This is a genomic window from Sphingomonas tabacisoli, assembly GCF_042678385.1.
Lineage (GTDB): Bacteria > Pseudomonadota > Alphaproteobacteria > Sphingomonadales > Sphingomonadaceae > Sphingomonas_B > Sphingomonas_B tabacisoli.
The window spans coordinates 334995-343940 of sequence record NZ_JBHUDY010000001.1 but is presented as its reverse complement, the minus strand read 5'-3'; the positions used below and the strand labels follow the sequence as shown (position 1 = coordinate 343940).

The window sequence follows — 8946 nt, the reverse complement described above, 5'->3', positions numbered from 1 at the left end:
TGGGTTCCGCTTTCGCGGGAATGACAACGCGGCGTTTAGGCCGCGTCCGCGTCCAGCGCCTCGGCCAGCAACGCGCGGATGCGTTTCAGTTCCGTGAGGGGGAGCGCGATGGGTTTGGGCGCCTGGGGCGGCGGTTCGGGGGCAGCCTTCTCATTCAGCAGCTTCTGGACGCCCTTGATCGTGTAGCCTTCGCGGTTGAGGAGCTCGTCGATGCGCTTCACCAGCGCCACGTCGGCGGGGCGGTAGTAGCGGCGGTTACCGGCGCGTTGCAGCGGGCGGAGCTGGGGAAAGCGCGTTTCCCAATAGCGCAGGATGTGCTGCGGCAGGCCGAGTTCCTCGGCCAGCTCGCCGATGGTGCGAAACGCGTCTTCCGATTTCGCCAAGATCAGCCGGCGCCGACGATATGATCGCGGAGCATCTGGCTGGCGCGGAAGGTCAGCACGCGGCGCGGCGCGATCGGCACTTCGACGCCGGTCTTCGGATTGCGGCCGATGCGCTGGCCCTTGTCGCGCAGCACGAAGCTGCCGAAGCCCGAAATCTTGACGTTCTCGCCCTTCGCCAGCGACTCGCACATATGCGCGAGAATGCGCTCGACAATGCTCGCCGATTCGGCGCGCGACAGCCCGATCTGCCGGTGCAGCGATTCGGCCAGATCGGCTCTGGTGAGCGTTCCGGTTCCGGCTTCTATCCGCGGATCTGCTTCAGCCATGCGAGTCCTCCCCCTCAACCACCAACGTTAACAGAACCGATTCCAGCCCCAAAATCAACGCAAATGCGGCAGTTTTTAGAAGCGGACAACCGACGCACCCCAAGTGAAGCCGCCGCCCATCGCTTCCAGCACAAGCAGATCGCCCGGCTTCACCCGGCCATCCTTGACCGCCGTGTCGAGGGCGAGCGGCACCGACGCCGCGGAGGTGTTGGCGTGGCGGTCGACAGTGACGACGACCTTTTCGGGCGCAAGGCCCAGCTTCTTCGCGGTCGCGTCGAGGATGCGGGCATTGGCCTGGTGCGGGACCACCCAGTCGACATCCTCCGCCGCCAGCCCCGCCGCTTCGAGCGCCTCGTTCATCACCGCTGCGAGATTGACGACCGCGTGACGGAACACCTCGCGCCCTTTCATGCGGAGCTTGCCGACAGTGCCGGTGGTGGACGGTCCGCCATCGACATAGAGCAGGTCGTTGTGCCGCCCGTCGGCGTGGAGCCGCGTCGCGAGCACGCCGCGCTCGCCCTGTTCGGCGCCGAGCACGATCGCGCCGGCGCCGTCGCCGAACAGCACGCAAGTGCCGCGGTCTTCCCAATCGAGAATGCGGCTGAACGTCTCGGAGCCGATCACCAGCGCCTTGTTGGCGGAACCCGCGCGAATCATGCTTTCGGCGACCGACAAAGCGTAGAGAAAGCCGGAGCACACCGCCGCCACGTCGAAAGCCACGCAATCGGCGATGCCGAGCTTCGCCTGGACCTGCGTGGCGCTGGACGGGAAAGTCTGGTCGGGCGTGGCAGTCGCGAGCACGATCAGGTCGATATCGGCCGCAGCCACGCCCGCCGCTTCAAGCGCGGCGCGCGACGCATCGGTCGCAAGTGTGACCGTCGTTTCGCCTTCGCCGGCGATGTAGCGGGTGCGGATGCCGGTGCGCTCGACGATCCATTCGTCGGACGTGTCGACCTGCGCCGCCAGTTCCGCGTTGGTGACTTCGCGCTTCGGCAGCGCCGAGCCGGTGCCGAGGATGGCGGCGCGGCGAGTCACTTGGCGGCCGCCGGCATCGGGTGAGCGGCATGGAAACGCGCCAGATCTTCGGCGATCCGGCCGGTCAGCGACGCACGCGCCAGCTTGGCGGCGACGGCGATCGCATTGGCGACGCCGCCCGCATCCGCGCCGCCGTGACTCTTCACGACGATGCCGTTCAGGCCGAGGAAGACCGCGCCGTTATGGTTGTTCGGGTCGAGATGGGTCTTCAGCATGTGGAACGCGGGGCGCGACAGCAGGAAGCCGGCCTTCGAGCGGAACGAGCTGGTGAAGGCGCGGCGCAGCAGATCGGTGATGAAGCGCGCGGTGCCCTCGACCGATTTCAGCGCGACATTGCCCGTGAAGCCGTCCGAGACGATCACGTCCGCCTCGCCGCGGCCGATCCGGTCCGCTTCGATATTGCCGTCGAACGAAAGCGGCAGCTCGGGCGCGCTGCGCAGCATGGCGGCCGCGGCCTTCACTTCGTCTGTGCCCTTTAGCTCCTCCTCGCCGATGTTGAGCAGGCGGACGCGCGGGCGCTCCAGGCCCATGACGATGCGCGCATAGACCGCGCCCATAACGGCGAACTCGACGAGATTGTTGGCGTCGCACTCGGTGTTGGCGCCGAGGTCGAGCATGACGAGATCGTTGTCGCCGAGCGTCGGCAGCAGCGCCGCGAGCGCCGGCCGGTCGATGCCGGGGAGCGTGCGCAGCGCGAGCTTCGACATCGCCATCAGCGCGCCGGTGTTGCCGGCGGAAAGCGCGGCAACGGCATTGCCCTGCTTCACCGCATCGATGGCGAGGCCCATCGAGGTCGTCTTCGCGCGGCGAATCGCCTGGCTCGGCTTGTCCGTGCCGGCGATGACCTCTGGTGCGTGGAGAATCTCCGTCGCGGCCTTGAGCGCCGGGTGCGCGGCAAGACACGAGGCGATCGCCGCCTCGTCGCCGATCATCAGGAATTTAAGACGCGGATCGATGGCAAGCGCGCGCGCGGCGCCTTCGCTCATCACGGAGGCGCCGACATCGCCGCCCATCGCGTCGATGGCGATCCGCGGCGTGTCAGTCATTCAGGCAGCTCCCGCGTGTCGTCGCGGGTCAGGCGTCGACCGAGACGATCTCGCGACCATTATAATGGCCGCAGGCCGTGCACAGATTGTGCGGAAGCTTCAGTTCGCCGCAATTCGGGCATTCCTGGAAAGCGGTGACCTTCAGCGCGTCGTGGCTGCGGCGCATGTTCCGCTTCGACGGCGAGGTTTTTCTTTTCGGCACTGCCATGACGGCACCTGTTCCAATCTTCTAACAATCTGACATACGCGACGGTCGGCCGTTTGCAGCAAAGCCGCATCGAGCCGCAGACCAGCAACAGTCGCGAGCGAGCGGGCGCATATATCGAATTCGCCCGCCGTTGCAAGCGTCCGCCGCGCGTGGCAGCCTCGCCCAAGAAACGGGGAGGCGAACACATGATCCTGCCGATTACGCTGACGGTCGCTGGTGCGGCCGCGCTCATCAACGTCTGGCTCGGCTGGCGCGTCGGCCAGAGGCGCATGTCGGAAAAGGTCTCGATCGGCGACGGCGGCAACGAGCTGCTCACCTGCCGGATGCGCGCGCACGCCAACTTCGCGGAATATACGCCGTTCGTGGTGATTCTGATCGGCCTGATCGAGCTGGCGGCCGGCACGACGATATGGCTATGGGCTGTGGGGGCGATCTATCTGCTTGCCCGGATCGCCCATCCGCTCGGCATGGACCGTCCCGCGCCCAATCCGCTCCGCATGGTCGGGATCATGGTGACGATGCTGACGCTCGCCGGGCTCGGCCTTTATGCCGTCGCCTTGCCGCAACTCGCGCCGTCGGCGCATGCCGGCGGCGCGGAAGCGGTCGCGAAAGGCTGACGACTCTTAGCGGCAGCGCTGGCGCGCGCTGCTGCGCTGAACCTCGCGACCGAGCAAGGCGCCGCCCGCGGCGCCGAGAATCGTTCCGGTCGCGCGATTGCGCCCGCCGTCGAGCGATCGGCCGATGAGAGCGCCGGCCGCGCCGCCGACTAGCAGCCCGGTAGTGCCGTTCGGGCGACGGCAATACATGCGGCCGTCCTTGCCGCGCCAAGTGCGGTAGGCGGCATCCGCCGCGCTGGTGGGCACGACGACGGTGGGCACGCTGAGCGCCACGGCACTGAGGGCGATAATGATCTTACGCATAAAAACGTCCTTCGTTTTGTTGCGACCCCGATACGTAACGCAGCCCCTTGCCTACGGTTTCATGAACGGCTCACAACGAGTCTTAACTATAGCCATGCACCGTCCGTTAACCCTGGCCTGCGAGAAGCGGCGAATGACCCAGTTGCCGCTTCCCGACGCAGTCAGCCTGATGCAGGCGTTTGCCGGCCTGTGCCTGATCGCGTTGCTCGCGCGCCGTCGCGCGGTGCGCCGCGCGGACTGGGAAGGCGCGGTCGGCAAGCTCAGCGGTCGCGTCCGCGAGGACTGACGCCGGTTCGTTAGTTTCTGAGCGTTTGGGATACGCGCGCGGGCTCGGGCCGGCCGCCCTTTTCCCGTTCTTTCGCCAATTGATCGCCGGCCTTCGACAGCATGTCGAACAGCCTTTCCGGGTCGGTAAAGCGAAGCCCGGCCGCAAACGCCTCTCCGCCTTCGGCGACGATGATCTCGCGTTCCTCTTCTTCGATCCCATTGAGGATCCGCCGTGCGCACTCCGCCGGATCCATCCCGGCGTCGATATTCGCGTCCGAGTCGCCGCGCACGGAGCCGTCCGCCTGCAGGGCGTTCGCCGCGACCTGCGTGCGGACCGATCCCGGCAGCACCGTCGTCACCCGCACGCCATAGGCCTGCTCGACTTCGGCACGGAGCGCATCGAGATAGCCGATCAGCCCGTGCTTCGCCGCGCAATAGCCGGTGCGCAGCACGGTTCCGACGCGTCCCGCCACCGAGCTGATGCCGACAATATGGCCCGCGCGGCGTTCCACCATTCCCGGCAGGACAAGCTGGGTCAGCCAGACCGGCGCGAGCAGGTCGGTCTCAATCAGGGCGCGATAGACTTCAGGCCGGGTATCGACAGCCAAGCTCCGCTGGCTGATCCCGGCATTGTTGACCAGCATATCGACAGGGCCGGCCCGGGCGGCGGCGTGCGGCAGCGCGGCCCAGTCCGTCGCTTCGAACGGCAGGATCAGCGCGTCGCGCTGCACTCGCGCGGCGACTTCGGCGAGAGCTTCGCGCCTGCGGCCCGAGAGGACCAGTCGCGCTCCCCGCGCCGCGAACGCTTCCGCCAAAGCGGCGCCGATTCCCGACGATGCGCCGGTGATCCAGATCCGCTGCCCTTCAAAGCTCATCGCGCACTCCAATAATCGAAGGCCTGCTGCTGCAATTCGCGGACCAGAGCCCGCGCTTCCGGCCCTGTCCAGTCTCCTTCGTGGCCGAGCGGATCGACGCGGGCGACCCACCAGCCCTGGCCCGGCAACCCATCCGATTCGCGCACGACCAGCACGGCCAGCTCCGGCTCGCCCGCCGCTGCGCCAGCCGAGTCGACCGCATCGAGCGTTTTGCAGAAAGCGCGCATCTTGGGCCGGGTGAAGCGATGGCCGAGCTGCGCCAGCGCCTCGGAATAGGAAACCGCCCTGCCCTCGGCCGCCGCTTCGATCAGTAGCGCCCGGACAGCGGCCACGTCGAACAAAGGCGTTTGTCCCGCTTCGGCACGGTCCCTGATTGAGACAGCGTTAACCAACGGCCCTCTCTCCCCGCGCCTGCAACGATCGGCGACATAGCCCGCGCATGTTGCTTAAGGGGAGTCGTGTTGTGAAGCTCAAGATCGCGCTGGCCATTGCGGCCGCATCCGCCATGCCCGCTGCGGCGCAGGCCGCCTATCAGATCGACCATTATGCCTTCGCGCCGGGGGCGCTGGTTGGCACGGTTCAATATACGCCGACGGGCCTCAACGTGAATGCCGGCATCGGCCGTCTGAACCTGACAGGCACCGAAACGCCGGGCGGCGCGGCGGCATCGTTCCTGACCTATTGCGTCGACATCTTTCACGACCTGACGATTCCCGCGACCTTCGATTTCGCGCCCGTCTCGACGCTGATCCCGGACGCGACCAAGCAGTCGCAATTGCTGACGCTAATGACCCAGTCCGACGCGCTGCTCGCCAACGCATCCGACAAAACGACGGTGTCTGCGGCGATCCAGCTCGCGACCTGGGAGATCGTCAACGAGACTTCGGGCAGCTATGGTTTTGCGACCGGCACGTTCCGTTCGACGGGCGGCAATAGCGACGCCGCGCGCAGCCTGGCGCAGACCTATCTAAACCAGATCACCACCGGCGCCTGGCAGCCTTCGCCCACCGGCACGCTGCGGCTGCTCTATTCGGCGACCAGCCAGAGCCAGATCATCGCCGGCGTGCCCGAGCCCGCCACCTGGGCGATGATGATCGGCGGTTTCGGCCTGGTCGGCGCGGCCGCCCGCCGCCGTGCCCGCGTCAAATATGTGATTGCCTGACCGACAAGGGGCGAGCGGATGCCGCTCGCCCCTCGATCACATCGACCGGATGGACGCGGCGGCCGCCCAGGTGCTTGCCGTCTGCGTATCGGCGCGGCCGCACTCTGTCGCTTCGCGCATCAGAGACAGCACGTTGATCACGCTCGGGCCGCGCTCGCCGCGCGCCAGGCGCCCTTCGAGCTTCCAGGCCAGTTCGGCTACGGGGCGGAACTGATATTGCTGGGCCAGGTGGCGCAGATCGGACGCCTTGTCGCACAGTCCGGCGTTCGAGGAATAGGGAATGGCGGCCTTGATCCCGTCGATCCGCTCGCACAGCTCTGCACGAACCTTCAACATCCCATCCTGCTGCATATCGCCCCTTTCGGTCTCTTCGGGGCAAAGCTAATCCTCGCGCGTGAAAGCCCGGTTAAAGTCGGCCGCGGCTTGACTCTTTCGCCTCCCTCGCGCATGGGGCGCGGCTGAAACGAGCGGCGGCGACGCCGCTTTATTTTTTCACGATACCAAGAGAGTTCGGGCCATGGCCAAGCCGACCACCGTCAAGATCAAGCTCGTCAGCTCCGCCGACACCGGCTTTTTCTACGTGACCAAGAAGAATCCGCGCACCCAGACCGAGAAGCTGTCGTTCCGCAAGTACGACCCGGTCGCGCGCAAGCACGTCGATTTCAAGGAAGCCAAGATCAAGTGATCTTCTCCCCTCCCGCTCGCGGGAGGGGCCGGGGGAGAGGGCATGTTGGACGCCCGGTAGGGGTGAGGACATTCCCTCCCCTAACCCCTCCCGCAAGCGGGAGGGGAATCAGACCAGAGCTTCGACGCTTTCGACGAATCGCATCACCGAAATCGGTTTCGACACGTACGCCTCGGCGCCTGCCGCGCGGATGCGTTCCTCGTCGCCTTTCGCCGCATAGGCCGTCACCGCCATGATCGGGATCGGCTTCAGCTGATCGTCGGCCTTTAGCGTCTCGATCAGCTCCAGACCGCTGACGTTCGGCAACTGAATGTCCATGATGACGAGATCGGGCTCGAACTCGCGGGCGCGCTGGACGGCCTCGCGGCCATCGCGAACCGGCTCCGCGACGTAATTGTGCGCACGCAGCAAATCGCAGAAGAGTTTGAGGTTGAGTTCGTTGTCCTCGACAACGAGCACCTTTTTACTCACAAACGCCTCGCACTCTTCTCCCCTGACCTGTTCACATAGCCCATGCAACGCCTCGAACCAAATCACGACGCCCAGACGCTCGCCTTGCTGGCGCTCGTCTGGTCTCTGGAAGACTCGCGACGGGCCGGGAGGTTGCTCGACCTGACCGGGTTAACCACGAATGATCTGCGCGCGCGGGCGACCGAGCCGGCGCTGCAGTCGGCTGTGCTGGGCTTCCTCGAAGCGCACGAGCCTGACCTGATCGCCTGCGCCGAGCATCTCGGCGTGAAACCCGAGGTGCTCGTGCGGGCGCGCGCGGAGCTGGAGGCATGAACCGGCCGCTTGTCATTACCGATTGCGACGAAGTGCTGCTGCACATGGTCAGCCATTTCCGCGACTGGCTGGGCGAAGCGCATGGCGTCGACTTCGATCTGTCCGCGGGCGATTATTCGCGCGCCGTCCGCCGCCGCGCGACGGGGGACGTGCTGCCGCGCGAAGAGACCTGGCCGCTGCTGAACGGCTTCTTCGAAACCGAAATGCACCGCCAGACCCTGGTGCCGCACGCCCGCGAGGCGCTGAGCGAGCTGGCCGAGCTCGCCGATGTCGTGGTGCTGACCAATCTGCTCGACGAGCATCAGGAACGGCGGATCGCGCAACTGGAAGCGGTCGGCATCCGTCACCGCGTGCTGTGCAACCAGGGCGGCAAGGGAACGCCGGTTACGCAATTGCTCGACGAATACGCTCCCAGCGCAGCGGTGTTCGTCGACGATCTGGCGCTGCATCATACTTCGGTAGAGAAGTCCGCGCCGGAGGTGTTCCGCCTGCACATGATCGCCGAGCCCGAACTGGCCGCGATCATGCCGCCAGCGCCTTCCGCCCATGCCCGCATAGACGACTGGGCCGTAGCCAAGGACTGGATCCGAGAGCGACTCGCCTCCGGGCTTGACGGGTGCGATCTGCCGGTGATTGGGGAAGCGTCATGAGCATCGAACAACGCCTCGCCGAGCTTGGGCTGGAACTGCCCGCCCCCGCCGCTCCCGTCGCCGCCTATGTGCCTGCCGTCGAAGCCGGTGGGCTGCTCTACATTTCGGGGCAAGTCAGCCAGACCGCTGAGGGCCGGATCACGGGACGGCTTGGCGAGACGATGGATCTGGACGCGGGCCGCGAGGCAGCGCGCACCTGCGGAATCATGCTGCTTGCGCAGATGAAGGCTGCGCTCGGCTCGCTCGACCGCGTCGCGCGCGTCGTGAAGCTGGGTGTGTTCGTGAATTCGACCGCCGATTTCACCGATCAGCCGAAAGTCGCCGACGGCTGCTCGGTGCTGATGGCCGATGTGTTCGGCGACGCCGGCAAGCATGCCCGCAGCGCCGTCGGCGTGCCGAGCCTGCCGCTGGGCGTGGCGGTTGAGGTGGACGCCGTGGTGGCGGTTAAGGGTTAAACCCTCTCGCCCCTGGGGAGAGGGACGGCCGCGGAGCGGCCCGGGAGAGGGGCAGTGCCTCTCCACGCTCGCTGCGCTGCGCTCTGTCCCCCTCTCCCCGCTCGGGCCTGCGGCCCGAGTCGCCCTCTCCCCGTTTGGGGAGAAGGGAGAG

The 8946-nt window shown here is 66.6% G+C and carries 17 protein-coding genes; 7 read left to right on the top strand and 10 right to left on the bottom strand.

Annotation, left to right across the window (positions count from 1 at the left end; translation table 11 throughout):
* Positions 1–35: 35 nt before the first annotated feature.
* The 5 genes from ACFSCW_RS01990 to rpmF form a co-directional block, all read right to left on the bottom strand.
* Positions 36–383 carry a MerR family transcriptional regulator gene (locus ACFSCW_RS01990; RefSeq protein ID WP_380886358.1) on the bottom strand — a complete coding sequence of 116 codons (348 nt, stop codon included), beginning with the start codon at positions 381–383 and terminating at the stop codon, positions 36–38.
* Between the two features lie 2 nt (positions 384–385).
* Positions 386–709, bottom strand: a complete 324-nt coding sequence (locus ACFSCW_RS01985; RefSeq protein ID WP_380886356.1) for an integration host factor subunit alpha — start codon at positions 707–709, stop codon at positions 386–388.
* A gap of 75 nt (positions 710–784) precedes the next feature.
* Positions 785–1744: a beta-ketoacyl-ACP synthase III gene (locus tag ACFSCW_RS01980; protein ID WP_380886354.1), complete on the bottom strand. Its 960-nt coding sequence runs from the start codon at positions 1742–1744 to the stop codon at positions 785–787.
* Complete coding sequence (gene plsX, locus ACFSCW_RS01975; RefSeq protein WP_380886352.1) at positions 1741–2790, bottom strand: phosphate acyltransferase PlsX; 1050 nt, start codon at positions 2788–2790, stop codon at positions 1741–1743. Before plsX ends, ACFSCW_RS01980 begins: the two co-directional genes overlap by 4 nt.
* A gap of 28 nt (positions 2791–2818) precedes the next feature.
* The gene (gene rpmF / locus ACFSCW_RS01970; protein ID WP_380886350.1) at positions 2819–2998 is read right to left on the bottom strand and encodes a 50S ribosomal protein L32; all 180 of its coding nucleotides are present in this window, start codon (positions 2996–2998) and stop codon (positions 2819–2821) included.
* A gap of 185 nt (positions 2999–3183) precedes the next feature.
* On the opposite strand from rpmF, the gene ACFSCW_RS01965 reads away from it, so the two are divergent.
* Positions 3184–3615, top strand: coding sequence for an MAPEG family protein (locus ACFSCW_RS01965; RefSeq protein WP_380886348.1), 432 nt, complete (start codon positions 3184–3186; stop codon positions 3613–3615).
* 6 nt (positions 3616–3621) lie between these two features.
* On the opposite strand, the gene ACFSCW_RS01960 is transcribed toward ACFSCW_RS01965, so the two are convergent.
* The gene (locus ACFSCW_RS01960; protein WP_380886346.1) at positions 3622–3918 is read right to left on the bottom strand and encodes a glycine zipper 2TM domain-containing protein; all 297 of its coding nucleotides are present in this window, start codon (positions 3916–3918) and stop codon (positions 3622–3624) included.
* A gap of 133 nt (positions 3919–4051) precedes the next feature.
* Between ACFSCW_RS01960 and ACFSCW_RS01955 the strand changes: the two genes are divergently transcribed.
* Positions 4052–4204: a hypothetical protein gene (locus ACFSCW_RS01955; RefSeq protein WP_380886344.1), complete on the top strand. Its 153-nt coding sequence runs from the start codon at positions 4052–4054 to the stop codon at positions 4202–4204.
* Between the two features lie 10 nt (positions 4205–4214).
* On the opposite strand, the gene ACFSCW_RS01950 is transcribed toward ACFSCW_RS01955, so the two are convergent.
* Both ACFSCW_RS01950 and ACFSCW_RS01945 read right to left on the bottom strand, forming a co-directional pair.
* The gene (locus tag ACFSCW_RS01950) at positions 4215–5060 is read right to left on the bottom strand and encodes an SDR family NAD(P)-dependent oxidoreductase (protein ID WP_380886342.1); all 846 of its coding nucleotides are present in this window, start codon (positions 5058–5060) and stop codon (positions 4215–4217) included.
* Positions 5057–5452: a ribose-phosphate pyrophosphokinase gene (locus ACFSCW_RS01945; protein ID WP_380886339.1), complete on the bottom strand. Its 396-nt coding sequence runs from the start codon at positions 5450–5452 to the stop codon at positions 5057–5059. Before ACFSCW_RS01945 ends, ACFSCW_RS01950 begins: the two co-directional genes overlap by 4 nt.
* Positions 5453–5523: 71 nt before the next feature.
* On the opposite strand from ACFSCW_RS01945, the gene ACFSCW_RS01940 reads away from it, so the two are divergent.
* On the top strand, positions 5524–6222 hold the full coding sequence (locus tag ACFSCW_RS01940; protein ID WP_380886337.1) for a PEPxxWA-CTERM sorting domain-containing protein: 699 nt from the start codon (positions 5524–5526) through the stop codon (positions 6220–6222).
* A 36-nt stretch (positions 6223–6258) separates the two neighbouring features.
* On the opposite strand, the gene ACFSCW_RS01935 is transcribed toward ACFSCW_RS01940, so the two are convergent.
* Complete coding sequence (locus ACFSCW_RS01935) at positions 6259–6558, bottom strand: hypothetical protein (protein WP_380886335.1); 300 nt, start codon at positions 6556–6558, stop codon at positions 6259–6261.
* Between the two features lie 181 nt (positions 6559–6739).
* Between ACFSCW_RS01935 and rpmG the strand changes: the two genes are divergently transcribed.
* A complete protein-coding gene (gene rpmG, locus ACFSCW_RS01930; protein ID WP_380886333.1) occupies positions 6740–6907 on the top strand; it encodes a 50S ribosomal protein L33 in 168 nt (55 codons plus the stop codon).
* Positions 6908–7015: 108 nt separating this feature from the next.
* Here the strand turns inward: rpmG and ACFSCW_RS01925 are convergent, their stop codons facing one another.
* Entirely contained in the window at positions 7016–7378 is a 363-nt protein-coding gene (locus tag ACFSCW_RS01925) for a response regulator (RefSeq protein ID WP_380886331.1), read from the bottom strand.
* A gap of 42 nt (positions 7379–7420) precedes the next feature.
* Here ACFSCW_RS01925 and ACFSCW_RS01920 point away from each other — a divergent pair, with 42 nt between their 5' ends.
* The 3 genes from ACFSCW_RS01920 to ACFSCW_RS01910 are packed head-to-tail and all read left to right on the top strand — an operon-like array spanning position 7421 to position 8795.
* On the top strand, positions 7421–7690 hold the full coding sequence (locus ACFSCW_RS01920; protein WP_380886329.1) for a DUF3572 domain-containing protein: 270 nt from the start codon (positions 7421–7423) through the stop codon (positions 7688–7690).
* Entirely contained in the window at positions 7687–8340 is a 654-nt protein-coding gene (locus tag ACFSCW_RS01915; protein WP_380886326.1) for an HAD family hydrolase, read from the top strand. Before ACFSCW_RS01920 ends, ACFSCW_RS01915 begins: the two co-directional genes overlap by 4 nt.
* Positions 8337–8795 carry a RidA family protein gene (locus ACFSCW_RS01910; protein ID WP_380886324.1) on the top strand — a complete coding sequence of 153 codons (459 nt, stop codon included), beginning with the start codon at positions 8337–8339 and terminating at the stop codon, positions 8793–8795. Before ACFSCW_RS01915 ends, ACFSCW_RS01910 begins: the two co-directional genes overlap by 4 nt.
* The last annotated feature ends 151 nt before the right edge of the window (positions 8796–8946 follow it).

Coding starts and splice junctions, on each gene's coding strand:
- rpmF (WP_380886350.1), bottom strand. CDS start 2,998: ATGGCAGTGCCGAAAAGAAAAACCTCGCCGTCGAAGCGGAACATGCGC.
- ACFSCW_RS01955 (WP_380886344.1), top strand. CDS start 4,052: ATGACCCAGTTGCCGCTTCCCGACGCAGTCAGCCTGATGCAGGCGTTT.
- ACFSCW_RS01985 (WP_380886356.1), bottom strand. CDS start 709: ATGGCTGAAGCAGATCCGCGGATAGAAGCCGGAACCGGAACGCTCACC.
- ACFSCW_RS01935 (WP_380886335.1), bottom strand. CDS start 6,558: ATGTTGAAGGTTCGTGCAGAGCTGTGCGAGCGGATCGACGGGATCAAG.
- ACFSCW_RS01965 (WP_380886348.1), top strand. CDS start 3,184: ATGATCCTGCCGATTACGCTGACGGTCGCTGGTGCGGCCGCGCTCATC.
- rpmG (WP_380886333.1), top strand. CDS start 6,740: ATGGCCAAGCCGACCACCGTCAAGATCAAGCTCGTCAGCTCCGCCGAC.
- ACFSCW_RS01920 (WP_380886329.1), top strand. CDS start 7,421: ATGCAACGCCTCGAACCAAATCACGACGCCCAGACGCTCGCCTTGCTG.
- plsX (WP_380886352.1), bottom strand. CDS start 2,790: ATGACTGACACGCCGCGGATCGCCATCGACGCGATGGGCGGCGATGTC.
- ACFSCW_RS01910 (WP_380886324.1), top strand. CDS start 8,337: ATGAGCATCGAACAACGCCTCGCCGAGCTTGGGCTGGAACTGCCCGCC.
- ACFSCW_RS01915 (WP_380886326.1), top strand. CDS start 7,687: ATGAACCGGCCGCTTGTCATTACCGATTGCGACGAAGTGCTGCTGCAC.
- ACFSCW_RS01950 (WP_380886342.1), bottom strand. CDS start 5,060: ATGAGCTTTGAAGGGCAGCGGATCTGGATCACCGGCGCATCGTCGGGA.
- ACFSCW_RS01960 (WP_380886346.1), bottom strand. CDS start 3,918: ATGCGTAAGATCATTATCGCCCTCAGTGCCGTGGCGCTCAGCGTGCCC.